General features: G+C 72.3%; 21 protein-coding genes. 9 read left to right on the top strand and 12 right to left on the bottom strand.

What is annotated here, in order from left to right; genetic code table 11:
- Window positions 1-3 precede the first annotated feature (3 nt).
- On the bottom strand, window positions 4-765 hold the full coding sequence (locus ACWC94_RS01095; protein ID WP_450794231.1) for a metallophosphoesterase family protein: 762 nt from the start codon (window positions 763-765) through the stop codon (window positions 4-6).
- Complete coding sequence (locus ACWC94_RS01090) at window positions 762-3,839, bottom strand: FAD-binding and (Fe-S)-binding domain-containing protein (RefSeq protein ID WP_450794229.1); 3,078 nt, start codon at window positions 3,837-3,839, stop codon at window positions 762-764. Before ACWC94_RS01090 ends, ACWC94_RS01095 begins: the two co-directional genes overlap by 4 nt.
- A 156-nt stretch (window positions 3,840-3,995) precedes the next feature.
- Here ACWC94_RS01090 and serC point away from each other — a divergent pair, with 156 nt between their 5' ends.
- Window positions 3,996-5,114, top strand: coding sequence for a phosphoserine transaminase (gene serC / locus ACWC94_RS01085; RefSeq protein ID WP_450794228.1), 1,119 nt, complete (start codon window positions 3,996-3,998; stop codon window positions 5,112-5,114).
- A gap of 64 nt (window positions 5,115-5,178) precedes the next feature.
- Here the strand turns inward: serC and ACWC94_RS01080 are convergent, their stop codons facing one another.
- Together ACWC94_RS01080 and ACWC94_RS01075 are read right to left on the bottom strand one after the other, a co-directional pair.
- On the bottom strand, window positions 5,179-6,147 hold the full coding sequence (locus ACWC94_RS01080; protein WP_450794227.1) for an alpha/beta fold hydrolase: 969 nt from the start codon (window positions 6,145-6,147) through the stop codon (window positions 5,179-5,181).
- 100 nt (window positions 6,148-6,247) lie between these two features.
- The gene (locus ACWC94_RS01075) at window positions 6,248-7,246 is read right to left on the bottom strand and encodes a WD40 repeat domain-containing protein (RefSeq protein ID WP_450794226.1); all 999 of its coding nucleotides are present in this window, start codon (window positions 7,244-7,246) and stop codon (window positions 6,248-6,250) included.
- A 113-nt stretch (window positions 7,247-7,359) separates the two neighbouring features.
- Here ACWC94_RS01075 and ACWC94_RS01070 point away from each other — a divergent pair, with 113 nt between their 5' ends.
- From ACWC94_RS01070 to ACWC94_RS01060, 3 genes are all read left to right on the top strand, one after another.
- Window positions 7,360-8,043 (top strand): GDSL-type esterase/lipase family protein, encoded by a 684-nt coding sequence (locus ACWC94_RS01070; RefSeq protein ID WP_450794225.1) that lies wholly within the window; start codon window positions 7,360-7,362, stop codon window positions 8,041-8,043.
- A gap of 115 nt (window positions 8,044-8,158) precedes the next feature.
- A complete protein-coding gene (locus ACWC94_RS01065; protein WP_450794224.1) occupies window positions 8,159-8,716 on the top strand; it encodes a Uma2 family endonuclease in 558 nt (185 codons plus the stop codon).
- A 52-nt stretch (window positions 8,717-8,768) separates the two neighbouring features.
- Window positions 8,769-9,773, top strand: a complete 1,005-nt coding sequence (locus ACWC94_RS01060) for an aldo/keto reductase (RefSeq protein WP_450794223.1) — start codon at window positions 8,769-8,771, stop codon at window positions 9,771-9,773.
- 217 nt (window positions 9,774-9,990) lie between these two features.
- On the opposite strand, the gene thpR is transcribed toward ACWC94_RS01060, so the two are convergent.
- Window positions 9,991-10,563, bottom strand: a complete 573-nt coding sequence (gene thpR / locus ACWC94_RS01055) for an RNA 2',3'-cyclic phosphodiesterase (RefSeq protein ID WP_450794222.1) — start codon at window positions 10,561-10,563, stop codon at window positions 9,991-9,993.
- Window positions 10,564-10,602: 39 nt separating this feature from the next.
- Here thpR and ACWC94_RS01050 point away from each other — a divergent pair, with 39 nt between their 5' ends.
- The gene (locus ACWC94_RS01050; protein WP_450794221.1) at window positions 10,603-11,118 is read left to right on the top strand and encodes a GNAT family N-acetyltransferase; all 516 of its coding nucleotides are present in this window, start codon (window positions 10,603-10,605) and stop codon (window positions 11,116-11,118) included.
- A 128-nt stretch (window positions 11,119-11,246) separates the two neighbouring features.
- On the opposite strand, the gene ACWC94_RS01045 is transcribed toward ACWC94_RS01050, so the two are convergent.
- Both ACWC94_RS01045 and ACWC94_RS01040 read right to left on the bottom strand, forming a co-directional pair.
- Window positions 11,247-12,518 (bottom strand): MFS transporter, encoded by a 1,272-nt coding sequence (locus ACWC94_RS01045; protein WP_450794220.1) that lies wholly within the window; start codon window positions 12,516-12,518, stop codon window positions 11,247-11,249.
- 99 nt (window positions 12,519-12,617) lie between these two features.
- Window positions 12,618-13,055 carry a MarR family winged helix-turn-helix transcriptional regulator gene (locus ACWC94_RS01040; protein ID WP_076087155.1) on the bottom strand — a complete coding sequence of 146 codons (438 nt, stop codon included), beginning with the start codon at window positions 13,053-13,055 and terminating at the stop codon, window positions 12,618-12,620.
- A 154-nt stretch (window positions 13,056-13,209) separates the two neighbouring features.
- Between ACWC94_RS01040 and ACWC94_RS01035 the strand changes: the two genes are divergently transcribed.
- The gene (locus tag ACWC94_RS01035) at window positions 13,210-13,392 is read left to right on the top strand and encodes a ribbon-helix-helix protein, CopG family (RefSeq protein WP_450794219.1); all 183 of its coding nucleotides are present in this window, start codon (window positions 13,210-13,212) and stop codon (window positions 13,390-13,392) included.
- Between the two features lie 19 nt (window positions 13,393-13,411).
- Here ACWC94_RS01035 and ACWC94_RS01030 read toward each other — a convergent pair whose 3' ends face one another.
- Window positions 13,412-14,863, bottom strand: coding sequence for an NCS2 family permease (locus tag ACWC94_RS01030; protein ID WP_450794218.1), 1,452 nt, complete (start codon window positions 14,861-14,863; stop codon window positions 13,412-13,414).
- Between the two features lie 171 nt (window positions 14,864-15,034).
- On the opposite strand from ACWC94_RS01030, the gene ACWC94_RS01025 reads away from it, so the two are divergent.
- Together ACWC94_RS01025 and ACWC94_RS01020 are read left to right on the top strand one after the other, a co-directional pair.
- Window positions 15,035-15,301, top strand: a complete 267-nt coding sequence (locus tag ACWC94_RS01025) for a DUF2530 domain-containing protein (protein WP_450794217.1) — start codon at window positions 15,035-15,037, stop codon at window positions 15,299-15,301.
- Between the two features lie 46 nt (window positions 15,302-15,347).
- On the top strand, window positions 15,348-17,744 hold the full coding sequence (locus ACWC94_RS01020) for a cation-translocating P-type ATPase (protein WP_450794216.1): 2,397 nt from the start codon (window positions 15,348-15,350) through the stop codon (window positions 17,742-17,744).
- 3 nt (window positions 17,745-17,747) lie between these two features.
- On the opposite strand, the gene ACWC94_RS01015 is transcribed toward ACWC94_RS01020, so the two are convergent.
- The 4 genes from ACWC94_RS01015 to ACWC94_RS01000 all read right to left on the bottom strand — a co-directional run bounded on the left by ACWC94_RS01015 (window position 17,748) and on the right by ACWC94_RS01000 (window position 24,026).
- Complete coding sequence (locus ACWC94_RS01015) at window positions 17,748-18,578, bottom strand: hypothetical protein (RefSeq protein WP_450794215.1); 831 nt, start codon at window positions 18,576-18,578, stop codon at window positions 17,748-17,750.
- Window positions 18,579-18,739: 161 nt separating this feature from the next.
- The gene (locus ACWC94_RS01010; RefSeq protein WP_450794213.1) at window positions 18,740-21,877 is read right to left on the bottom strand and encodes a sacsin N-terminal ATP-binding-like domain-containing protein; all 3,138 of its coding nucleotides are present in this window, start codon (window positions 21,875-21,877) and stop codon (window positions 18,740-18,742) included.
- Between the two features lie 70 nt (window positions 21,878-21,947).
- On the bottom strand, window positions 21,948-22,949 hold the full coding sequence (locus tag ACWC94_RS01005; RefSeq protein WP_450794212.1) for an esterase/lipase family protein: 1,002 nt from the start codon (window positions 22,947-22,949) through the stop codon (window positions 21,948-21,950).
- Window positions 22,950-23,099: 150 nt separating this feature from the next.
- Entirely contained in the window at window positions 23,100-24,026 is a 927-nt protein-coding gene (locus tag ACWC94_RS01000; RefSeq protein WP_450794211.1) for a DUF3027 domain-containing protein, read from the bottom strand.
- 308 nt (window positions 24,027-24,334) lie between these two features.
- On the opposite strand from ACWC94_RS01000, the gene ACWC94_RS00995 reads away from it, so the two are divergent.
- Entirely contained in the window at window positions 24,335-25,741 is a 1,407-nt protein-coding gene (locus ACWC94_RS00995; protein ID WP_450794210.1) for an MFS transporter, read from the top strand.
- The last annotated feature ends 134 nt before the right edge of the window (window positions 25,742-25,875 follow it).

Below are 25,875 nucleotides of genomic sequence, written 5' to 3'. Positions count from 1 at the left end.
GCCTTATGAACTCCCGGCCTTCGGCCCCCACGCGGCCAGCACCTCCGTGTCCGTCGCGCGGGCGTGGAGGAAGTAGTCGGCCCACTCGGCGATGTCCGGGTAGGCGCACTCCGCGGTGAGCCGGGCGACGGCCGCCGGTATGTCGTACGGCGTCACGCGCAGGTCGGCACCGGAGCCGAGGAGGCACCAGTGGGCGCCGGGACGGCCGTAGGGCATGCCGACGCTGCCGGGGTTGACCACCAGACGGCCGTGCGCGAGGCGGACGTAGGGCATGTGGGTGTGGCCGCAGACGACCGTGCCGACGTCCGGCGACAGGCCGGTGAAGACCTCCGACCAGCGGGCCGGCCGGGAGTCCACCAGGACCAGTTCCTCGTCGTCGCGCGGGGTGGCATGGCAGAACAGGACCGTGCCGAGGCCGCGGACGCGCAGGGTGAGGGTCTTGGGGAGGGCGGCGAGGAAATCGATCTGGTCCGCGCGGAGCGCCTGCGCGGCGAAGACACCTATGGGGTCCGGGATTTCGGTGCGTGCGCCACGGCGGTACTCCACCAGCTCCCGGTCGGCGTTCCCGGCCAGCCACAGCACCCGCTCGCCCTGTTCCCGCAGCAGGTCCAGCACCTCGGCCGGCTGCGGGCCCGCCGTGATGTCCCCGGTGAGGACGATGCGGTCGGCCGCGGCCACCTCGGGCTCGGCCAGGACGGCTTCCAGGGCGGGCAGTACCCCGTGGATGTCGGAGAGGACCGCCAACCTGCCGTACTCGTGCGTCACTTGTTCCTCCTCGTGTTCTCGTCCAGTGCCTGGGCCAGCACCTCCGCCAGATGCAGGCCCCGCACCCCGGCCAGCTGTTCCAGTTGGGTGCGGCAGGAGAAGCCGTCGGCCAGGATCACCGTCCGCTCGGGCGCTTCGCGGACAGAGGGCAGGAGTTGCTCCTCCGCGCAGGCTCTCGACACCTCGAAGTGGCCCTTCTCGAAGCCGAAGTCGCCCGCGAGGCCGCAGCAGCCGCCGCTGAGCTCGCCGGTGAGGCCCGCGGACTCGCGCAGCCGGCGGTCGGGGGCGTCGCCGAGCACCGCGTGCTGGTGGCAGTGGGTCTGGCCGGCGACCGGGCGGCCGACGGCGGGAGGGGTCCAGTGCCCGGCGTGCCGTTCCAGGGTCTCGGCGAACGTCTCGACGAGCGAGGCGAGTCGGGCCGCCCGGGGATCCTCGGACAGCAGCTCGGGCAGGTCGGTGCGCAGGGCGGCGGCGCAGCTCGGTTCCAGGACGACGACCGACACGCCGGCTCGCAGCACCGGTTCCATGAGGTCGAGCGTGCGGCGCAGCACCCTGCGGGCGTGGTCGAGTTGGCCGGTGGAGATGTAGGTGAGGCCGCAGCAGACCCGGGCCCGGCGGGCGGTGAGGAGTGCGGTGGCGGCCCGGGTGCGGCCGTCCCCGATCGCTCCCCGGCGGGGCCGGAGGGCGGGCGGGAGGGTCACGCGCAGGCCGGCGGCCTCCAGCACCCGGACGGCGGCCCGGCCGACGGACGGGGACAGATGCTCGGTGAAGGTGTCCGGCCAGAGGACGACCAGATCGCCCACACCGAAGCCACCGGCCCCCGCCCCAGAAGCGCCCGCCCCCGGCACAGCACCACCCGTCCCCGGCAGCGCACCACCCACACCCGGCACAGCACCACCCGACCCCGGCAGCGCACCACCCGTCCCCGGCGCCGAAACACCCGCCCCCGCCCCAGAAGCGCCCGCCCCCGGCACCGAACCACCCACACCCGGTACCGACCCCCGTGCCGGTTTCCTCCGGCGCCACCAGCCGGTGAATGTCTGCGTCGCCAGCCGGGGGATCTGCCGCTCGGCCGCGATCCCGGCCAGCCGCTTCCCGGCGCGGGCCAGCGGCCCCACCGAGGCCAGGGCGTTGAGCAGCGGGGCCGTGCGGGTGGCGGCCACCCAGCGCAGCCACTGCGGCAGGCGGCCCATGCTGAGGTGGGCCGCGGGGCGGCGGCGGCCGGCGTAGTGGTGGTGCAGGAACTCCGCCTTGTAGGTGGCCATGTCCACGCCGACCGGACAGTCGGAGCGGCAGCCCTTGCAGGACAGACACAGGTCCAGGGCGTCACGGACCTCCGTGGACCGCCAGCCGTCGCCGACCAGTTCACCCGCGAGCATCTCGTGCAGCAGCCGGGCCCGGCCGCGCGTGGAGTGCTCCTCCTCGCCGGTCGCCCGGAAGGACGGGCACATCACGGCGGGGCCGGCCGCCGTGGTCGTACGGCACTTGGCGACGCCGACGCAGCGGCGGACCGCCGCGCGGAAGTCGCCGCCGTCGGCCGGGTAGCCGAAGGCCACGTCGACCGGCCCTCGCGGCAGCACCGAGAAGCGGAGGTTGGTGTCGAGCGGGGCGGGGCGGACCAGCATGCCGGGGTTGAGCAGGTCGTCGGGGTCCCAGAGCGCCTTGGCCCGCTCGAAGAGCAGGACCGTCTCGGCGCCGTACATGCGCGGCAGCAGCTCCGCGCGGGCCTGCCCGTCCCCGTGCTCCCCGGACAGCGAGCCGCCGTGTTCCACCACCAGGTCGGCCAGTTCCTCGGAGAAGCGGCGGAAGCGGCGGATGCCGGCCTCGGTGAGCAGGTCGAAGTCGATACGGACGTGGATGCAGCCGTCACCGAAGTGGCCGTACGGCGTGCCGCGCAGGCCGTGCGCCGACAGCAGGGCGCGGAAGTCCCGCAGATAGGCGCCGAGCCGGGCGGGCGGCACCGCGCAGTCCTCCCAGCCGGGCCAGGCCTCCCCGCCGTCCGGCATCCGCGTGGCCGTGCCGCTCGCGTCCTCGCGGATGCGCCACAGGGCACCCTGGGCGGCCGGGTCGGTCACCACCAGGGAGTCGGTCACGTCGGCCGCGCGGACGACGGCCTGCGCACGCGCGCGTGCCTCGGCCGGTGACTCGCCGCCGGTCTCCACGAACAGCCAGGCGCCCCCCTCGGGCAGTCCGGCCGGTGAACGCACGAGGTCGGCCGCCATGCCCTCCACCGTCAGGGGGCCGAGCGGCAGCAGCCCGGCGGCGGCCTCGGCGGCGGCGCTCTCGTCGCCGTACGCCAGCACGGCCAGGGCACGCGCGCGTGGGGCCCGCACCAGGTGGACGACCGCTTCGGTGAGGATGCCGAGGGTGCCCTCCGAGCCGCAGAAGGAGCGGGCGACGTCCGCGCCCCTCTCGGGCAGCAGCGCGTCCAGCGCGTATCCGGAGATGCGGCGGGGCAGGTCGGGGAAGCCGGTGCGCAGCCGGGCCAGTTCGCCCTGGGCCAGCTCGCGCAGCCCTTCCGGTGCGCCCGCCCAGTCCCGTGCGAGCCGCAGCCGGCGTCCCCGCGCGGTGATGACGGACAGCTCGCGCACGCTGTCCGCGGTCGTCCCCCAGGCCACCGAGTGCGAGCCGCAGGAGTTGTTGCCGATCATTCCGCCGAGCGTGCAGCGGCTGTGTGTGGAGGGATCCGGGCCGAAGCGCAGGCCGTGCGGGGCGGCGGCCTCCTGGAGCCGGTCGAGGACGAGCCCCGGCTGTACGACGGCCGTGCGGGTGCCCGGGTCCAGCTCCAGCAGGCCGTTCATGTGCCGGGTGAAGTCCAGGACCACGCCGGTGCCGGTCGCCTGTCCGGCGATCGACGTGCCCCCGCCGCGTGCCACCACGGGCACCCCGCGCGCCCGGCAGACCTCCAGCACGGCGGCCACGTCGTCGGCGCCGGTGGGGGCTACCACGCCCAGCGGGACACGCCGGTAGTTGGAGGCGTCCATGGTGACCAGCGCCCGGGAGGTGGTGTCGAAACCGACCTCGCCCCGGACGGCGCCGCGCAGCTCCGCTTCGAGACCCGAGTGATCCGTCATGCGTCCAGGATGCATCCGCTCACGGACAGTCACCGAAGGTTTTCACAGCCCCGCGCAGATCGTCGTACTACTTCACAAGTCCACGGTTCGGTGATCTCGTCTCATCCGACGGACGCCGTTGCGCCCGGTTTCGCCCAGCGGGATACCCTCCGACTCGTGGCCGACATCCAGATCCCCGCTGACATCAAGCCCGCCGACGGACGTTTCGGCGCGGGCCCCTCCAAGGTGCGCACCGAGGCGCTGGACGCCCTCGCCGCCACCGGCACGTCCCTGCTGGGCACCTCCCACCGCCAGGCCCCCGTCAAGAACCTGGTGGGCCAGGTCCGTGAGGGCATCAGCTCCCTGTTCTCCCTCCCCGAGGGCTACGAGGTGGTCCTCGGCAACGGTGGCTCCACCGCCTTCTGGGACATCGCCACCCACGGTCTGATCGAGAACAAGTCCCAGCACCTGAGCTTCGGCGAGTTCTCCTCCAAGTTCGCGAAGGCCGCCAAGCTGGCGCCCTGGCTGGCCGAGCCGACCGTCGTCGCCGCCGACCCCGGCACCCACCCCGAGGCGCGGGCCGAGGCGGGCGTCGACGTCTACGCCTTCACTCACAACGAGACCTCGACCGGCGTCGCCATGCCGATCAAGCGGGTCGAAGGGGCCGACGAGGGCGCGCTCGTCCTCGTGGACGCGACGAGCGGCGCGGGCGGCCTCCCGGTCGACGTCGCCGAGACCGACGTCTACTACTTCGCCCCGCAGAAGTCCTTCGCCTCCGACGGCGGCCTGTGGATCGGCGTCTTCTCCCCGGCCGCGATCGAGCGCGCCGAGCGCGTCCACGCGTCCGGCCGGCACGTCCCGGAGTTCTTCTCGCTGCCGACCGCGATCGACAACTCCCGCAAGAACCAGACGTACAACACCCCGGCGCTGGCCACCCTCTTCCTGCTGAACCAGCAGCTGGAGTGGCTCAACGGCCAGGGTGGTCTGGCCTGGTCCACGGCCCGCACCAAGGACTCCTCCAGCCGCCTGTACTCCTGGGCGGAGGAGTCCAAGTACGCCACCCCGTTCGTCGCCGACCCGGCCAAGCGGTCGCAGGTCATCGGCACGATCGACTTCTCCGACGAGATCGACGCGGCCGCCGTCGCCAAGGTGCTGCGCGCCAACGGCATCGTGGACACCGAGCCGTACCGCAAGCTCGGCCGCAACCAGCTGCGCATCGCGATGTTCCCGGCGATCGACCCGGCGGACGTCGAGGCGCTGACGAAGTGCGTCGACTACGTGATCGAGAAGCTGTAGCGGCTACGACGGCGAAGGGCACCCGGTGCACACCGGGCGCCCTTCTCTCATGTCACGGGCGGCCTCAGCCCCGCAGCTCCGTCAGGAACCCGATCAGCGCGGCGTTCACTTCCCCGGGCCGCTCCTGCTGCGTCCAGTGGCCGCAGCCCGGCAGCACGACGGGCTCGCGGCGCAGGTCGGGCATCAGCCGGGGCAGCTCGGCGATGAGTTCCGGGGTGCCCGGGAACGCCGGGACGAGATCACGGTCGCCGTACAGGTACAGCGCGGGCGCGCTGACGACCGCGTCGTGCCAGGCCGCGGTCAGCTCCCAGTTGCGGTCCAGGTTGCGGTACCAGTTCAGGGCGCCGGTGAAGCCCCTGGCGTAGCTCTCGGTGAGCGCGTCCAGGTCCTGTTCGGTGAGCCAGTCCGGCAGCACCTCCGGATCGGTCATGTCCGCCAGCCAGCCCCGCTCCGGGTCGGCCACCAGGGCCTGGTCGGGGCGGCCGGCGCCGGGGGCGTCACCGGAGGCGGAGTAGAACAGCTTGCGCAGGGCGGTGCGGGTGTCCTTGGCGAACTCGGCGTCGGCGACCCCGGGCCGGTTGAAGTAGTTCCAGTAGAACCGCCCGCCGAACCGCTCCTGCATGGCGGCGAGCGGCGGCCGTTCCCCGCGGAACGGCGGCGGCACGCTCAGCCCCGCGACCCCGCGCACCACGTCGGGCCGCAGCAGCGCGGTGTGCCAGGCCACCGGCGCGCCCCAGTCGTGCCCGACGACGAACGCCTGCTTCTCCCCCAGGGCGTGGATCAGCCCGATCACGTCCCCGACGAGATGGAGGATGCTGTACGCGTCCACGTCCTGCGGGTGGTCGCTGCGACCGTATCCGCGCTGGTCGGGGGCGACCACCCGGAACCCGGCGGCGGCCAGGGGGCCGAACTGGTGGCGCCAGGAGTGCCAGGACTCGGGGAAGCCGTGCAGCAGCACGACGAGCGGGCCCTCGCCCTCCTCCGCGATGTGCAGCCGGATGCCGTTCACGTCGATCATGCGGTGCTGAACCATGGCGCGAGCATACGCCTGCACCGTACACGCATTTATTGACGCAACGCGGTACGGGGCTGCGGCTCCCGATGTGACGTCCCGGGCGTCTTCGCCCGGGGCCTCACCGGCGCCGCCGCAGCCCCCGCATTCCGATGAGGACGAGCGCTCCGACCGCGACGACGACGGCACCGACCTTCAGACTCCCGGCGCCGCCGGTCCCGAACCCGGTGCCGATCCCGGTCCCGCCCCCGGCCGTGGTGGAGCCGCCGCTCGCGGAAGGCGACTTGGCGGCGGAGCGGCCCGGCGCGCCCTTCGCGACGACCTCACTGCCCGCGCCCTCGCTGCTGTACAGCAGCCTGGCCCCGTCGACGGAGTACGTGACGCCCTCCCCCTGTCCCTGCAGGGGCACGTCGAGTTGGCCGGCGCGCTTGATGCGACCGCCGTTCCAGTCGTAGTAGACCCCGCCGAAGTACCCGCGCACGGCGAGCTGTCGCCCGTCCGGCGAGAAGGCCGCGTCCGTGGCCCAGAGGTCGACGGGGGCGATCGGCCTGAAGATGTTCGCGCCGGAGGTGGAGAGGGCGGACGGGCCCTCGTACAGGTGCCCGCCGTCCTCCTTCTTGTCGATGATGTAGACCCGCCCGGTCTTCGGGTGGACGATCAGCGACTCGGCGTCCCGCGGCCCGTTCGCGTACTTCACGACGTACTGCGTCGCGGTGACCGTCTGGTCCTTCAGCTGCTTCGGCTCGGGCAGCCGGTAGATCCACACGTACGGCCACTTGCCGCCGAGGTTGTCACCGATGTCGCCCAGGTAGATCTCGTTGTGCGGCCCGATGGAGACGGCCTCGACGTCCCGCGGGGAGCCGATGCCGCGCAGGGTGACCCGGGCGACGGTCTTCCCGGTCCGGCTGTCCACGGCGTAGAGGTACGGTCCGTCGTCGCTGTCGTTGTGCGTCCAGTAGACGCCGGGGTGCAGGTGCGAGGCGGCGAGCCCGCTGGACTCGGTGATCCGCGGGTCCTTGAGGGTGAAGCCCTGGTCCCCGCCCCCGTCGGCGGCGGAGGCGGGCAGCGCGCAGGCGCCGGCGAGCAGCACCCCGGCGAGAACGGCGAACGATCGACGCATGCCCCAAGCGTGCCATTCCCCCCGGGGGTTCACCGGGCGGGTCCCCGCGGGGGTCCGTCGTACGTGGTGGGCCTCACACCCCATCGGTGCGCGTGATCGTCCATCATGAGCGGATGCTCAGGTTCATGCCCGTAGGTGACTCCATGACGATCGGGAGCGCCGGCGAGCACACATGGCGTTACCGCCTGTGGCGCCATCTGCGCGACGCGTACGACGGCCCGTTCACCTTCGTCGGCCCGCGCGAGGAGCTGTACGACAAGTCGGCCGACGCCCCCACCTCGTACGCCTACGCCGACCCCGGCTTCCCGCGCCACCACCTGGCGGGCTGGGGCGAGGGCTGGCTGCACATGGCTCCGCTGATCGGCGAGGCGGTGCGGGCCCACCGGGCGGACGTGCTGCTGGTCTCCCTCGGCCTGATCGACCTGGGCTTCTACACGAACGCCGAGCAGACGGCCCAGAACGTGCGCGCCTTCGTCACCGGCGCCCGCGCGGCCGACCCGCGTATCCGCATGGTCCTGCTCCCGGTCATCCCGAACATCCGGGCCGAGGCGGACGCCCCCTTCGCCGCGCAGGTGGACCTCTTCAACGTCCTGCTCGCGAAGACGGTCGCCGACCTGGACGAGCCCCGCTCACCGATCCTGCTGGCCTCACCGCCCGAGGCGTACGACATCCACACCGACACCTACGACGGGACGCATCCCAACGCGAGCGGGGAACACCGGATCGCGGCGGCCTTCGCGGGGGCGATGTGGGAGGCGTGGGGAGTCGGACAGGCGTACGCGGCTGGAACAGGTTGACCTGATTCCGGCGTGCCCCGGTCACCGTGCGTATCGTTGAACCGCGCGGTTGCACTCGTGCGTGGGGCAGCCGGGGAGGAGCGCCACGATAACCGTCCTTGAAGACAGGATCGAGATGGCCGAGGAGAGCGGCGAGCTGACTCTGGACGACCTGTTCGAGTCGCTCGAGCGGACCACCCCCGAGGGATACAAGGTCGACATCGTCGAGGGGGCCATCTTCATGTCGCCGCAGCGGGACACCCACTGGGAGATCATCGCCAACATCTACGACCAGTTGCGCACCAAGTACCCGCGCAGGCGCGTCAAGTCGGACGTCCGGATCGACTACCCGGGCCACCTCAACGGCTTCTGCTCCGACGTCACGCTCGTGACCGATGGTGCCGAGAGGACACCCAACGGCCTGTGGCAGTGCAAGGACGTCGAGTTCGTCGCGGAGGTCATCTCGAAGGGCACGGGACACAACGACTACGGCCCCAAGAAGACGGCCTACGCCACCGCCGAGGTGGCCGTCTACCTCGTCGCCGATCCCTACCAGGGCAAGTGCCACCTCTACAGCCAGCCGAAGGGCGGCGAGTACCTCAGCGAACTGACGGTCGCCTTCGGAGCGGACGTCGACATGACCACGACCCCCCTCGGCCTCACCCTCAAAACCGACGAGTTCCCCCGCGACTGACCGCCGGTGGGCCCTTGCTTCGAGCGCACTTCAAGCCGTTGGCTGGAGGACCATGGAGTACACGCAGCTAGGACGCACGGGACTCAAGGTCAGCCGACTGGTCCTCGGAACCATGAACTTCGGCCCGCAGACCGACGAGGCCGACAGCCACGCCATCATGGACGCGGCGTTGGACGCGGGCATCAACTTCTTCGACACCGCCAACGTGTACGGGTGGGGGGAGAACAAGGGCCGGACCGAGACCATCATCGGCAACTGGTTCGCCAAGGGCGGCGACCGCCGCGACAAGGTCGTCCTCGCCACCAAGGTCTACGGCAACATGGCCCCCGACGCCCAGCCCGGTCAGCCCGCCTGGCCCAACCACGACAAGCTCTCCGCGCTGAACATCCGCCGGGCCGTTGACGCCAGCCTCAAGCGGCTGCAGACCGACCGCATCGACCTCTACCAGTTCCACCACATCGACCGGAACACGCCGTTCGAGGAGATCTGGCAGGCGATCGACACCCTGGTCCAGCAGGGCAAGATCCTCTACGCCGGCTCCTCCAACTTCCCCGGCTACAAGATCGCCCAGGCCAACGAGACCGCCGCCCGGCGCGGCGGCACCATCGGGCTGGTCAGCGAGCAGTGCCTGTACAACCTCGCCGAGCGGCGCGCCGAGATGGAGGTCATCCCGGCCGCGCGGGAGTACGGCCTCGGGGTCATCCCGTGGTCGCCGCTGCACGGCGGACTGCTCGGCGGGGTCATCAAGAAGGAGGTCGAGGGCGGTCGCCGTGCTTCCGGCCGGGCCGCCGACACCCTCAAGAACCCCGCCGCCCGCGCCCAGGTCCAGGCGTACGAGGACCTGGTCGACAAGCACGGCCTGGAGCCCGGCGAGGTGGCCCTGGCCTGGCTGCTGACCCGCCCCGGCGTCACCGGCCCGATCGTCGGCCCGCGCACCGCGGAGCAGCTGGAGTCGGCGGTCAGGGCCTCGGAGCTGGAGCTGGGCCAGGACCTGCTGGCCGGCCTGGACGAGGTCTTCCCGGGCCCGGGTCCCTCCCCGGAGGCCTTCGCCTGGTGATGCGGTTCACAGCTCCGTGAGGGCAGCGCCCCGAAAGGGGTGCGGGGAAACTGCGACCGGCCGCGACGGGCCCGCACCCGGCGAACCGGCCGCAGTTCCCGCCGCTCCACCGGCGCACGGCTACTTGACGGCCGCCGCCACGGCGACCACCACGAACATCAGCACAAGCACACCGGCCATGATCCGGTTCCGGGTTTTCGGGTCCACGTGACCGAGCCTAACCGGCCCCGCCGAGCTGCCAGCGGGCAACCGCCTCATACCGCGGCTGCTCCCCCGCCACCCCGGACGTCGGCAGGTTGCTGCGGACCAGGACCAGCTGGTCCACCGTCCAGGTACGGCTGCCGAAGGCACGCAGCGCCTCCACGTACGGCCGCACGTCCACCGAGTCCCGGCCCCGCGCCACCGTCAGGTGGGCCTTGTACCGCCGGTGCTCCCCCATCGGCACGCCCGCCTTCCGCGCCGCCGCCTCCGCCCGGTCGGCCAGCAGCCGCAGCGCCTCCACCTCGCCGGCGGCACCCGTCCACAGGGCCTTGCCGTGCCCGAACTGGCCGCCGCCGGAGAGTGCCAGGGCGAAGGGGGCGGTGCGGTGGGCCGCGCGGGCCAGGCGGTCCGAGAGATCCGGTACGAGGTCGTCGGCGACCTCGCCGTAGAAGGCGAGGGTGAAGTGCCAGCCGGGGCGGCCCGTCCAGCGCAGCCGTTCCGCGCCGGGCAGCCTCTTCAACTGGTCGACTTCGACGGCGAGTTCATGGACGACGTGCTCCGGAGGGAGCACCGCGGCGAAGAGTCTCATTCCTTCACCTTCGCAGACGCGGATCGGCATGATGAGCCCATGACGATCACCCTGCGCACAGGCGGCCCCCACGACGCGCCCCTGATCCTCGGCATGCTCGACAGTGCCGTGGAGTGGCTGGTCTCACAGGGCCGTACCGGCCAGTGGGGCACCGAGCCCTGGTCGACGAACGAGCGGGCCGTGGAACTGGTGCACCGGATCACCGCCGCGGGCACGCCGTACATAGCCGAGGTGGACGGCGTCCCGGCGGCCACGCTCACCCTCAGCAAGGGCCCCGGCCCGTACCTGGAGCCCGCCGACGAGCCCGAGCGGTACATCCACCTCTTCGCCACCGACCACCGGTTCAAGGGCCTCGGCGCCGGTGCCGCGCTGCTCGCGCACGCGGCCGAGGAGACACGGCGGGCCGGGATCTCGCTGCTGCGGGTGGACTGCTACGCGGGCGACGACGGCAAGCTGGTCGCGTACTACGAGAGCCAGGGGTTCACCCGGGTCGAGCCCTTCACCGTCGGCGAGGACAAGTGGCCGGGGATGCTGCTGGCCCGAAGGGTGCTGTAGCGCCCCGGCGGGGCGCGGGGCCGCATCGGTGTGCGGCCCCGCCGCGTGGGCGCGAGCACCACCCCGGACGCGCACCCGGCGCACAGCGGTCGCCCCTGCGGCGCTGACCCGAACGGCCCCCGGCCGTCCTACGCCGCCGTCGCCAGCTCCTCCCGCTCCCGTGGCACGAAACGGACCCGTGGGTGGCCGCGGTGCCAGCCCACCGCGAGCCGCAGGCCGCCGACGCGGGCCAGGACCAGGCCGATCACCCCGGCCGCGGTGGCCGATACGACGCCGCCGGCGACGAAGCCGACCCGCGCGCCGTAGGTGTCGGTGATCCAGCCGACGACCGGCGCGCCCAGCGGCGTGCCGCCCATGAACACCATCATGAACAGGGCCATCACCCGGCCGCGCATGGCCGGGTCGGTGGCCATCTGGACCGCGGTGTTGGCGGTGACGTTGACCGTGAGCCCGAAGACGCCGATCGGGACCATCAGCAGCGCGAACAGCCAGTACGACGGTGCCAGCGCGGCCACCACCTCCAGCGTGCCGAAGGCCAGCGCTGCGGCGATCAGGACGCGCAGGCGGGCCGTGCCGCGCCGGGCGGCCAGCAGGGCGCCGACCAGGGAGCCGACGGCCATCAGGGTGTTGAAGAGGCTGTAGGAGCCGGCACCGGACTGGAAGACGTCGTCCGCGTAGGCGGACAGCCACACCGGGAAGTTGAAGCCGAAGGTGCCGATGAAGCCGACCAGGACGATCGGCCAGATCAGCTCCGGCCGCTTGGCCACGTACCGCAGGCCCTCGCGCAGCTGGCCACTGCCCCGCGGCGCGCGCTCGACGACGTGCAGGTCACGGGCGCGCATCAGCAGCAGTGCGGTGACGGGCGCGGCGAAGGACAGGCCGTTGGCGAGGAACGCCCAGCCGGTGCCCACCCCGGTGATCATGAGGCCGGCGACGGCGGGGCCGACCAGGCGGGCGGACTGGAAGTTCGCGGAGTTCAGGCTGACCGCGTTCTGCAGCTGCTCGGGGCCGACCATCTCGGAGACGAAGGACTGCCGGGCCGGGTTGTCGACGACCGTGGCGAGACCGACGGCGAAGGCGGCGACGTAGACGTGCCAGACCTGGACGTGGCCGGAGAGGGTGAGGAAGGCCAGCGCGAGACCCGTGACGGCCATCGAGGCCTGCGTGACCAGCAGCGTGGGGCGCTTGGGGAGGCGGTCCACGAGGACACCGCCGTACAGGCCGAACAGGAGCATCGGCAGGAACTGGAGGGCCGTCGTGATGCCCACGGCCGCGGAGGATCCGGTGAGGCCGAGGACGAGCCAGTCCTGGGCGATGCGCTGCATCCAGGTGCCGGTGTTCGAGACGACCTGGCCGACGAAGAAGAGGCGGTAGTTCCTGATCTTCAGCGAGCTGAACATCGAGGACGTGCGGGGGGTGGGGGTAGGAGTGGTCGGTGCGGGGGCGGAATCTTTTCCGGATCCCGTACTCAAAGGGGTTCGCCTCCTTGCGTTACGTCCTTACAGATGGGCGAGCTTCTCCAGCACGGGGGCGGCGGCGCGCAGGGCGGCCCACTCGTCCTCGTCGAGGCCCTCGACCAGGCCGGCCAGGAACGCGTTGCGCTTGCGGCGGCTCTCCTCGAGCATCGCCTCGGCCTGCTCGGTCTGGGTGACGACCTTCTGGCGCCGGTCCTCGGGGTGCGGCTCCAGCCGGACCAGCCCCTTGGCCTCGAGCAGCGCGACGATGCGGGTCATCGACGGCGGCTGGACGTGCTCCTTGCGGGCCAGCTCGCCCGGCGTGGCCGAGCCGCAGCGGAAGAGGGTGCCGAGCACCGACATCTCGGTGGGGCTCAGCGACTCGTCGACCCGCTGGTGCTTGAGCCGACGGGACAGCCGCATCACGGCGGAGCGGAGGGAGTTCACGGCGGCCGCGTCGTCGCCATGGGTGAGGTCCGGCATGTTCTTTAGAGTAACTCATTACTCTCGCTAAAGACCACCACGACACACCCGATACCGCGTGATACCCGCCACTGACGCCGACGATCACCCATATGAGTGAGTCGGTTCAGGAAAGTGACGCGCCGGATGGCCGGATGTGGCGACCCTCGTACGCATGGGGACCAGTGTGCTCAGCCTGCGGTTGGACGGGGAGCTGCTCGAACGGCTCCGGCAACACGCGGCGAAAAGAGGAATGAGCGTGCAGGACTATGTGGTCCGCACGCTCATCCGGGGTGACTTCGACGAGCGGTTCCAGGCCGCCGTCGAGGAGACGGAGAGGTTCTACGGCGTCACCTGACGCCGTAGAGGGCCATGGCTCAGGTCAGGCCCAGGGCCGGCATCAGGTAGTAGAAGGCGAACACCGCCGAGACCACGTACATCGCGACCGGGATGTCCCGGAACCGGCCGGCGGCCAGGCGCAGGACGGTGAAGGTGATGAAGCCCATGCCGATGCCGTTGGTGATCGAGTAGGTGAACGGCATCATCAGCATCGTCACGAACGCCGGGATCGCGATGGTGTAGTCCGCCCAGTCGATCTCCTTGATCGAGTTCGACAGGATCAGGAAGCCGACCGCGACCAGCGCCGGGGTGGCCGCCTGGGACGGGACCATCGTGGCGATCGGGGTGAGGAACAGCGCCACGGCGAACAGGCCGCCGGTGACGACGTTCGCCAGGCCCGTGCGGGCGCCCTCGCCGACCCCGGCCGTGGACTCCACGAACGCCGTGGTGGCCGACGAGGAGCTGGCGCCGCCCGCCGCGACCGCGAGGCCGTCGACGAAGAGGACCTTGTTGATGCCCGGCATGTAGCCCTCGGCGTCGGTCAGCTTGGCCTCGTCGCTGACCCCCATGATCGTGCCCATCGCGTCGAAGAAGCACGACAGCAGGACCGTGAAGACGAACAGGACGCCGGTCAGCACGCCGACCTTGGAGAAGCCGCCGAACAGGCTGACCTGGCCGACCAGGCCGAAGTCGGGGGTGGAGACCGGGTTGCCCGGCCACTTCGGGACCGTCAGGCCCCAGGACGGGATCGTGGTGACCGCGTTGAGGATCACCGCGAGGACGGTCATGCCGACGATCGAGATCAGGATCGCGCCCGGCGTCTTGCGGACGATCAGCGCGAAGGTGAGCAGCGCGCCCAGGATGAAGACCAGCACCGGCCAGCCGTGCAGGTGGCCGCCCACACCGAGCTGCAACGGGACGGTGGTCTGGGCGGCGTCCGGCATACGGGTGACGAAGCCGGAGTCGACCAGGCCGATGAGCATGATGAACAGGCCGATACCGATCGAGATCGCCTTGCGCAGACCGAACGGCACGGCGTTCATCACGCGCTCGCGCAGTCCCGTGGCGACCAGCAGCATGACCACGATCCCCGCGAGGACGACCATGCCCATGGCGTCCGGCCAGGACATGCGGGGCGCGAGCTGGAGGGCGACGACCGAGTTCACCCCGAGGCCGGCGGCGAGCGCGATCGGCACGTTGCCGACGACGCCCATCAGCAGGGTGGTGAACGCGGCCGTGAGCGCGGTCGCCGTCACCAGCTGGCCGTTGTCCAGGTGATGCCCGTACATGTCCTTCGCGCTGCCGAGGATGATCGGGTTCAGCACGATGATGTACGCCATCGCGAAGAAGGTGGCGAAACCGCCGCGGATCTCGCGGGCGACGGAGCTGCCGCGCTCGGAGATCCTGAAGTAGCGGTCGAGGGCTCCGAAGGCGGGCGCGCCGCCCGGCTTCTCGGGGGTGGGCGCCTTGGCGGGTGCCGAGGTGGACATGCGAGACCTCATCTCCGACCGGGTTCCCCCGAGCCCTGTTGGAGTTTCATACGAACGGAAGTGGTCAAAGGCAAACGGTTTCAGTATGAACGTATGACCGGGTTATCGCTATCTCCGCGCGTAGACCAGCGGGGCAGGGGGTGGTGGAGGGGCGGCGCTTAAGCTGTGCGCATGGCCAAGTGGACCCCCAAGCACGAGGCGCCGGAGCCCCTGGAGGGGCCCGTGGTCGCCACCATCACCGGCGGCACGATCGTGTGGTTCGTGCTCTTCCTGGTCCAGCTGCCCTTCTACGGCTGGATCGACGACCACGGGCACCTGTGGTGGCTGTGGACCTGCCTGGCCGGGGGCGGCCTGGGGCTGATCGGCATCTGGTACGTCCGCAAGCGGGACGCGGCGATCAAGAGGACGGCCGGCACGCGGGCGACGCCGGTCGAGTGACCCGTAAAGCGGGCAAGGGGGCAAATCCGCACGTACCGTCGATGGCATGAGCCACATAGACGCGGGCGCCGAACTCGACCCTGTGCACCCCGTGGCCCCGCCGGAGAGACCCTCGGACGGGCTGACCGGCGCCGAGGTCGCGGACCGCGTCCACCGCGGCCTCGTCAACGACGTGCCGGTGCGCAGCAGCCGGTCACTCGGGGAGATCGTCCGGGCCAACGTCTTCACCCGGTTCAACGCGATCATCGGCGTGCTCTGGCTGATCATGCTGTTCGTCGCACCGATCCAGGACAGCCTGTTCGGCTTCGTGATCCTCGCCAACACCGGCATCGGCATCGTCCAGGAGTGGCGGGCCAAGCAGACGCTCGACTCGCTCGCGGTGATCGGGGAGGCCCGGCCGACCGTACGCCGGGACGGCAGAGCCACCGAGGTCGCCACCGACGAGATCGTGCTGGACGATCTGATCGAGATCGGGCCCGGCGACAAGGCCGTGGTCGACGGGGTGTGCGCGGAGGCCGACGGGCTGGAGATCGACGAGTCGCTGCTCACCGGCGAGGCCGACCCCGTCGTCAAACGCCCCGGCGACCCCGTCCTGTCCGGCAGCTTCGTGGTCGCGGGCGGCGGCGCCTTCCGGGCGACCAGGGTGGGCCGCGAAGCCTACGCGGCCCGGCTCGGCGAGGAGGCCTCCCGCTTCACCCTGGTCCACTCCGAGCTGCGCACCGGCATCTCCACCATCCTCAAGTACGTCACCTGGATGATGGTCCCGGCGGCGATCGGACTCATCGTCACCCAGCTCGTCGTCAAGAGCACCGGCTTGAAGGACTCCGTCGCCCGCACCGTCGGCGGCATCGTCCCGATGGTCCCGGAGGGGCTGGTGCTGCTCACCTCCGTCGCCTTCGCGATCGGCGTCATCCGGCTCGGGCGCAGGCAGTGCCTGGTGCAGGAGCTGCCGGCGATCGAGGGCCTGGCCCGCGTCGACACCGTCTGCCTGGACAAGACCGGCACCCTCACCGAGGGCGGCATGGACGTCTCCGAGCTGCGGCCGCTCGACGGGGCCGACGAGGGGTACGTACGCAGGGTGCTCGGCGCGCTCGGCGAGTCCGACCCGCGCCCCAACGCCTCCCTGCAGGCGATCATCGACACCTACCCGGACAGCGAGGACTGGCGGTGCGTGGAGTCGCTGCCCTTCTCCTCGGCCCGCAAGTACAGCGGGGCCGCGTTCAGCGAGGCCGACGGCGAGACCAGCACCTGGTTGCTCGGCGCGCCGGACGTCCTGCTCTCCGACGGCGACCCGGCACTGGCCGCCACCGAGCGCCTGAACGAGCAGGGGCTGCGGGTGCTGCTGCTGGCCCGCGCGAGCCGTGACCTGGACGACCCCGAGCCGGCCCACGGCGCCCGCCCCACCGCCCTGGTCGTCCTGGAACAGCGGCTGCGGCCCGACGCGGCCGACACCCTGCGCTACTTCGCGGACCAGGACGTCCGCGCCAAGGTCATCTCCGGCGACAACGCGGTGTCGGTCGGCGCGGTCGCCACCAAGCTGGGCCTGGCGGGTACGACGGTGGACGCGCGGCAGCTGCCGGCCGACCGGCCCGGTATGGCCGCGGCGCTGGACGAGGGGACCGTCTTCGGGCGGGTCACCCCGCGGCAGAAGCGGGACATGGTCGGTGCGCTCCAGGCGCACGGGCACACCGTCGCGATGACCGGCGACGGCGTGAACGACGTGCTGGCCCTGAAGGACGCCGACATCGGGGTCGCCATGGGCTCCGGCTCGGAGGCGACGCGGGCGGTGGCGCAGATCGTGCTGCTGGACAACAGCTTCGCGAGCCTGCCGTCGGTGGTGGGCGAGGGCCGCCGGGTGATCGGCAACATCACCCGCGTGGCGACGCTGTTCCTGGTGAAGACCGTCTACTCGGTGCTGCTGGCGGTTCTGGTGGTGTGCTGGCAGGTGGAGTATCCGTTCCTGCCCCGGCATCTGACCCTGCTCTCCACCCTCACCATCGGTGTCCCGGCGTTCTTCCTGGCCCTGGCGCCCAACAAGGAGCGCGCGAAACCGCATTTCGTACGGCGGGTGATGCGGTACTCGGTCCCGGGCGGGGTGGTGGCCGGGGTGGCGACCTTCGCGACGTACCTGATCGCCCGTTCCTCCTACACCGGGCCGGGCCGGCTGGACGCGCAGACCAGCGCGGCCACCCTGACGCTGTTCCTCGTCTCCCTGTGGATCCTGGCGATCATCGCCCGCCCCTACACCTGGTGGCGGGTGACCCTGGTGGCCGCGATGGGTGTGGCGTTCCTGCTGGTCCTGGCCGTGCCGGGGCTGCAGGACTTCTTCGCGCTGAAGCTGGTCGGCCTGGCGATGCCGTGGACCGCCGTCGGTATCGCCGTGGTCGCGGCGGTCGCCCTGGAGTTCCTGTGGAAGTGGGTCGACCGCCGCTTTCCCGACTGAGGGTTACTTCACGCCGACGTACACACCCGTGGCGCTGACCGCCGGGGTCGTCGAGGTGCCGGCGAAGCTGTAGCGCCAGTAGCCGCTGTAGTTCGCGGTCGCGGACGTCTTCAGGTTGCCGTAGGAGTCGGTGTACACCGTCTTGACCGTGGTGTACGTGCTCGTGCCCGACTTGCGGAACTGGAGCTTGACCGGCTGGTTGGCGTAGCCGTGGTACAGGTTGTCGTCCCAGTCGGCGCGGGAGAGCTTGCCGGACGCCGTGAAGGTCGTGCCCTTGGAGACGGACGTCGAGCTGACGGTGGTCGTCAGCTTCGAGTAGCGCTGGACCAGGGTGGTGCCCAGGCCGCTCTGGTCCTTGTAGCCGACCTTGCTCATGTCGGGGTTGTTCTGGTCCTGGCCGTTGAAGGCGACGGCCTCGGCGGCCACGTTCCAGGTACCGGCGTCGGCGATCTTCGGGTCGGCGTCGGTCGGGTAGATGTCGACCGTGCCCGTGCAGGTGGCGGTGGTGGACGAGGTGGCGGTGCAGGTCGCCGGGTTGTCGCCGTACAGCTCCGGGGCCGTGTCGCTGTAGGTCCCGTGGTACAGGAAGGCGTCCGTGTAGAAGTCGCTCGCGGTGATGTCCACGTCCGAGCCGTGGGTCAGCGTGTACGAGTACGTCGTACTGACCTTGTTGGTGCTGCCGACCTTGATCGCCTTGGCGATCGTGACGTTCGAGAAACTGACGTTCAGGGTGTACGGCGTGCCCGAGTCGGTGACGGCCTGCGCGGCCGGGACTGCGAGGGCGGTGAGGGCCAGGGCGCCGGTGACGGCGGCCACGGTGGCACGTATGCGCATGTGCGTTCCCCTGGAGGGAGAAGTGATCGTGGAGTCGGTCGACTCGCACGATCAGATCCGTGACCCCGGGGACGGGTTGTACGGCAACAGCGCAATCCAGCCAGATTTTATGGCCGGATTGCGCTTCCATGACGGGATGTTTACTCCAGCGAACTGCGTGGTCAGTCGAACCAGCGGTCCCTGGCCAGTTCCTCCGTCCGGGACGGGTCCTCCAGCAGGGCCGCCACCTCGAAGCGCCGCGGCCACTGCCCCGCCGCCCAGGCCAGGCCCGCCGCGACGCCCTCCAGCGTGGCCGCGTGCAGCACCCCGTCGTCGGTGAGCCGCCAGTCGATCTCCACGCCGTCCACGACCAGCTCCCCGTGCTCGACGTACGTCCGCGGCGTACGCGTCCCGAGCAGCAGCCGCACCGGCTCCGGCACCTCGTGCTCGGTGCCCTCGGAGTGCACCTCGCCGGTGACGGACTCGCTCAGCCGCCGCACCTGGAACAGCTCCGCCAGCTCCGCGGCCCGGACCGGCCGGACGGGCAGCAGCGGCACCCCCGAGGTGAAGGGCAGCAGGTCGGGCGAGTCGACCACGACGGCCTCGGTGGCGTCCACGACCTCCACGCGTCCGTCGGTCACGGCCCGCAGCTCGTCCGGCAGGGTCACCTGATCCGGATCCAGCTCCGCCAACGCCCCGTACAGGCCGTGCAGTTGGGCCGGCGTGACCGGCCGCCGCGGGTCGGCCAGCCGGTCCAGCAGCTCGGCGGCGCCGCCGGGCTCGTCCAGCAGGGCCGCGACGGACGTGCGCACACCCAGCGCCCGCAGCACCTGCTCGTCCTCGAACCCGGTGGCGTCGGCCTCGTCGTACAGCCCGTGCAGCAGCGGGTCCCCGCCGGCCGCGAGCAGACCGGCCGGGCGACGGCCGTCCAGCACGGGATGACCGCGCAGCCACCACGCGGTGTACGGCCGTACGATCTCGTGCGTGCCGTCGTGCAGCAGGATGCGGACCGGCTGGGTGAGGGCGTCCCGCAGCGGCGGCTGGGCCAGCAGCGCGAGGGCCTCGGGCCAGTGCTCGTCGTCCACCAGGTCCAGATCGCGTACGGCGACCAGCTCGGTGGCGACCGGGGGCACCGGGCTGTCCGGGAAGCGGTCGAGGATGTCCTCGCACCACACGTCGACGGCGTCCAGCAGCCCGGCGTCGTCGGGCTCGGCGAAGTCGCTCTCGCGGGGCTCCAGTTCGTCCGGGTCGAGGACGACGTCGGCGGCGCGGACCAGCGCGAAGTTCGCGAGCACCCCACAGGCGGCCAGCGGCTGTTCGCCCCACTTCCCGGCCAGGTCGTGGTCCACGGCGGCCAGTTCCCCTTCGCGGATCACCCGGGCGAACGGACTGCCGGGCAGGACGAGTTCACCGGCGGGGGCGAGCTCCCCGTCCTCGTCGGGCAGCGCGAGGGCACCCAGCCAGGGCTCGTCCCCGGGCTCCAGGCCCGCGTCGCGCACCAGCCCGAGCACGGTGTCGGCCAGCTCCTCGGCATCCGGAGCGTTCTCCTCCCAGCCCCCGGCCCCGCCCTCCTCGTCCAGCGAGGCGGCGACGGCGGCCCGCACCTGAGGGGTGGTGAGCACCGCGCGCGCGGTGGCGGGCAGCGCGCCCAGCTTCTCCAGCAGCGGGTGCACGGCGTCCTCGTGGGCGACCTTCAGACCGAGCCGTCCGAGGACGTCCGCGTCGATCCGGGCGCCGTCCGGGGTGGGCAGCAGCACCTGCCGGGGCCCGATCGTCGTCCGCCTGTCCGCCAACGGCACGGGCAGTCCGGACAGCCGGTCGGGGTCGACCCCGGCGAGGCTGTCGTAGAGCCGCCACCACCAGCCCGGGTCCTTCTCCAGCCCGGCGAGCCGGTCGACGGCGTCGGCGAGCGGCAGCCGGGCGACGCCGAGGGTGCGCAGCTCGACCCGGCGTTCCAGACCGGCGGGCAGCAGCGTGGGCAGCACCTCGGCGAGCACCCGCACGGTGTCCGCCCCGGCGCCCTCCACGACCTCCGCGTCACGGGGCCGCAGCGCCTCGGGAAGCTCGTCGCCCTCCTCCTTCGCCGTGACGGCGGGCGGCAGAAAGGCGGTGCGCGGCAGCCGCTCCAGGACGGCCTGCCGGAGCGCCCCGTCCAGCGCGCCCTTGCCGAGCGGCCCGGGCACGAGGTCGATGATCCCGTCCGTCACCGGCCGCCAGTGGGCGAGGAGTTCGGCGTAGACGTCGGCCGCGCGCTGCACCAGGAAGTCGGTGAGCGGGCCGGGCGCGGGGTGCCGGCGGGTGGTGTCGAGGGGGAAGGAGGCGATGAGGAGGGCGGGGACGCCGAGGGGTTCGTCGCTGGGGGTGGGCGCGTGCACGACGGGGGTCGTCCGGGGGCGCACCGGACGCCCGGCCTCGTCCTCGGGCACGGCCCAGGTCACCGACCAGTGGGGCCGCAGCCGCTCCTCCACGGGCCGGTCGGCGAGCAGGTCGGGGGTGAGCGGGCCGTGGGCGGCGGCGGTACGCCACCGCGTGGTCCCCTCCCGGGAGTCCTCCACGACGGTGACGGTGCCCTCGGTGCGCCGGCGCAGGACGCGCGGTGCCTGGTCGCCGGCCTCCACGACGACCTCCTCCAGGCCCGGCAGGGCGAGGAGCAGGGCATCGTCGACGGCGTTCAGCAGCCGCTCGGCGAGATCGGCGGCGGCCGCGTCGCGCAGGGGCAGGATCACGGCGGTGTCGTACGGCTCCGGAGCGGTGCCCTCGGCGGCGAAGGGCAGCCGCAGCAGCGGTACGTGTCCGTCACGGCGCCGGACCTCGTCCCCGAGCCCCGGACTGTGCCGGGCGATGTCGGCGGCCAGTCCCCGCGCCTCGGCCAGGGACCACCGGACCCCGCCGTGCCGTCCGACGATCGCGGGCTCGTCGGTCACCGACAGCACGGCGGCGAACCCGACCCCGAACCGGCCGACGGCACCGTGGGTGACCTCGGCGTCCCGCTTCGCCGAGGCGCGCAGCGTGGACAGCGACTCGACACCGGCCGCGTCCAGCGGGGCACCGGTGTTGGCGGCGACGAGAACCCCGTCCCGGAGCGTGAGCCGCAGCCGGCCGGACGTGCGCGCACGGGCGGCGGCGTCGGCCGCGTTCTGCGCCAGCTCGACCACGAGGCGGTCCCGGTAGCCGCCCAGGACCAGGTCCTCCTCGGCGTTGGCGTCCTCGCGGAACCGGGCGGGGCTGGTGGCCCAGGCGTCGAGAACACCGCGGCGCAGCCGGGCCGTCCCGAACGGATCGGCCCCCTCGGCCGCCGGCCGCACGTACTTGCTGCTCACGTTCACCCTCTCCTCGTCTACGTGAGCACGAAGGTACAGCGCGCCCGGGGCGGCCGGGTCCCGGGTGCGGTCAGCCGCCGAGCACGGGCAGGGAGAGGCCGCAGCCGACGGACTGGGCGTGGGCGGGGTCGAGGGCGTTGCGCACGAGTTGCGCGGCGTTGGAGTCGTACACGATCGAGACGTGCTCGGAGAGGTCCCGGGGGCAGATGTCCTGGATCGTGATGTTCTTGACGGTCGCGCCCGGTCCGGCGGTCAGGAACTGCTGCGTGTAGGGGGTGACGACCTCGTCGTGCCTGGTGGCGATGACGGTGTAGTCGACCCCTGGCCGGGTGTCCCCGCCCCGGTCCAGCTCCGTGTTCACCTCGGAGCCGACCATCTGGTCCGCGTACGCCTGCCCGACGACGGCGGACACGGTCGGGTCGAGTCCCAGCCTGGTGGTCAGGGTGCCGAGGCCGGAGGCGGTCGTGCCGTGGTTGGACGGCGCCAGGCCGATGAGGCTGTGCACCTTGTTCCGTTCCGGGTGCGCGGAATCCGTGCCGCCGTCGAACCGCAGATACCAGCGGGGGGTCACACCGCCGCCCTGGGAGTGCCCCACCAGGTCGACCTGGTGGGCACCGGTGGCCTCCAGTACGCGGTCGACATAGCCGGCGATCTCCCGGGCGGAGTCCGGGACGTGAGCGGTGCCCTTGATCGCGGAGCCGGGCGGCGCGCCGTAGTTTGCCGCGAAGACGCAGTAGCCCAGCTGCTTCAGGTACGGGGACATCAGGCCCCAGTCGTCATGGGCGTTCGCGAAGGTCCCGTGCAGCAGGACGACCGGACGCGGATGCTCGCGCGAGGGCTTGCAGCTCCAGTCGTCGGCACCGGCCGGCGGCGCGTCCGGGTGCACGAGTCCCCCGGCCATCGCCACCGGGGCGGAGAGGATCTTCCCCCGCGGTACCGGAGGCGCGGGGCTGCCCGCCGCGGCCGCCGCGCCCTGCCCCACACCCAGCGCGAGGGCGAGGCCCGCACACACCGCGGCCCACCCGCCACGCCGCCGGTTCCACCGCGTCCGGGACACACGCCGATCCGCCATCGGACCACTCCTCGCCTCGGTGCCGGCCGTGCGCCGACCCCGGCGATGTTCAAGGAGTGGGGTCCCTGCGGGGCTGAACGACCGCGCGGGGCGCCTCCTATGGAGCAGCCCGGTTCACCCGACCAGCCCGTGCGGCGCCCGGCCGCCCGGCTACGAGTGACCCAGTTCCGCCGTCTCCTCGTCGCCCGTCTCCGGGACGGAACCCGAGTCGCGGGCGGGGCGCAGGGGGAAGGGGTCGACCCTCGTCTCGTCGATGACCGGCGGAGCCGGCTGCGGGGGCTTGGGCATGACCGCGGCCTCCGAGTGGCCGCCGCAGCCGTAGGCGAAGGAGACCACGCGGCCGTCGGCCGGGGAGAACTCGTTGGCGCAGACACCGAAGGCCTGGCCGAGCAAGCCGCCGATGGGGGTCAGGAAGCCGCAGCTCATACACGTGGCCGGGGCCGCCTGGGCCATCGCGGTCTTCGGGCCGTAGGACTCCTCCCAGCGGTCGGCCGCGACGTGCAGGCCGTAGCGCGACAGGACGCGGGCCCGGCGCATGCCCAGTTCCTCGGCGACCGCGGCGATCGAGCCCCGCGAGGGTGCCGTCGGCTGGACGGCGGGCGCGCCCGGCGTCACGTCGGCGTCCTCGGCCTCCGCCAGCTCCGCCATCTCCTCGGACACCGCCGCGCTCGGCAGCGGCTCGTCCTCGCCCGTGTAGCCCGGTTCCAGGCGCAGGTCGTCCTGGTCGGTGGGGAGCAGGTCGCCGGGGCCGAGGTCGCCGGGGCGCAGACGCTCGCTCCACGGGACCCACTCGGGGGCGAGGAGGGCGTCGGGGCCGGGGAGGAGGACCACCTCGTCGAGGGTGACGACCTTGGCGCGGGAGGCGCGGGCCACGGTCACGGCCCAGCGCCAGCCGCGGTAGCCCAGCTCCTTGCACTCGAAGAAGTGCGTGACCACACGGTCACCCTCGGACAGCAGGCCGGCGTGCTCGCCGACCACGCCGGGCGCGGCGGCCTCCTCGGCGGCACCGCGGGCGAGGTCGACGGCCTCGGCGCACAAGCGGTCGGGGGTGCGGCTTCGCGTGGTCGCTGCGCTCACAGGTATCGCTTCTCTCCTACGCCGTCTCGTCGAGTGCGGCTGCCTCCGGCGGGCCTGCCGACGGAGCGGACCGGGGGACCGCATCGACGTCTGCATCCGCGCGCTCGGGCGCACCTCTGCCATCCATTCTGCGTTATGGCTGAGATACGCACGCTACACCGAACAGGATTGGTCGCCGCCACGCGGCAGGATTTCCGACCCGCTCACCCGCCCCGCTCGTGCCGTTGCGCCCGGAAGTCTCCGGATCAGCGGCACGGTTGGCCGCCGTGCGCGCCGTACCGCACTATCCGTCGCCTTCTCGGGGCACTATGAAGCACGTGGCGACCGCGGACAGGCGTGGTGTTCGGGGTGGCGGCGCGAGCCGGGTCGGTGGCGCCGTCCGTTCTGTCGGGCGTGCCCTGCACTTCCCGGTCACCGGCGCCGCGCGGGGCATCCGCAAGGCCACGCACGCGCACGGCGCGGGCGAGTCGGGGCTGGGGAAGCTGATCGAGCTGCACGCGGTGAACGGCGCCGGCGATGTCATGATCACCGTGGCGCTCGCCTCCACGGTGTTCTTCTCCGTGCCGACCGCCGAGGCGCGGGGGCGGGTCGCGCTGTACCTCGCCATCACGATGGCGCCCTTCACCGTCCTCGCCCCGGTCATCGGACCCCTCCTCGACCGGCTGCCGCACGGGCGGCGCGCCGCGATGGCCGGGGCCATGCTGGCCCGTGCGCTGCTCGCGCTGGTCATCTCGGGGGCGGTGGCGAGCGGGAGCCTGCAGCTGTATCCCGCGGCGCTGGGTGTGCTGGTCGCGTCCAAGGCCTACGGAGTGGTGCGCAGTGCGGTCGTACCGCGGCTGCTGCCGCCGCGGTTCTCGCTGGTGAAGGCCAATTCGCGGGTCACCCTCGCCGGGCTGCTGGCCACCGGTGTCGCCGCCCCGGTCGCGGCGGGGCTGCACAGGGCCGGGGATCCCTGGCCCCTCTACGGCGCCTTCGCCATCTTCGTCGGGGGAACGTTCCTGTCGTTCTCACTGCCGCCCAAGGTGGACTCGGCCAAGGGCGAGGACGTGGCCCTGCTCGCGGCCGACGAGCAGCATCTGCACGGGCCGCAGCACAGGAGGGACCAGGTGAAACGGCCGGGGCTGCGGACCGTGGGCCCCGCCGTCACGCACGCGCTCGGCGCCAACGCCGCCCTGCGCTGCCTGTCCGGCTTCCTGATCTTCTTCCTCGCCTTCCTGCTGCGCGAGCATCCGCTGACCGGTGAGAGCGCGGCGGTCTCGCTGGGGATAGTCGGGGTGGCCGCCGGTGCGGGCAACGCGCTGGGCACGGCCGTCGGGGCCTGGCTGAAGTCACGTGCGCCGGAGGTCATCATCGTGACCGTCGTCGCGGTGGTGCTGGGCACGGCGATCGTGGCCGGCCTGTTCTTCGGGGCGTTCCTGGTGGCCTGCCTCGCCGCCGTCGCCGGGTTCGCCCAGGCACTGGCCAAGCTGGCCCTGGACGCGCTGATCCAGCGGGACGTGCCGGAGCTGGTGCGCACCTCGGCGTTCGCCCGCTCGGAGACGCTGCTGCAGATGGCGTGGGTGTTCGGCGGCGCCGTCGGTATCGTGCTGCCGCTCGACGGGACCGTCGGCCTGCTGATCGGCGCGGCGTTCGTCGCGGTCGGCTGGCTGGCCACCCTGAAGGGGCTGCTCGCCTCGGCCCGGCACGGCGGCCGGCCCCGGCCCCGCGTGGCCTGACCTCCCGCGGCCCGCGTTCCGGGCCGCTTCCGGCATAACGAACCGGACACGGTGTCCGACCCGCAGGACCGGCTGGCGTAACGAACCGGGCACGCCGCACCCCGCGTGGGCGGAGGGCTCGGGGCGCCCGATAG

It is taken from the genome of Streptomyces sp. NPDC001135 (genome assembly GCF_053598395.1).
This window is presented reverse-complemented; position numbering and strand designations above follow the sequence as displayed.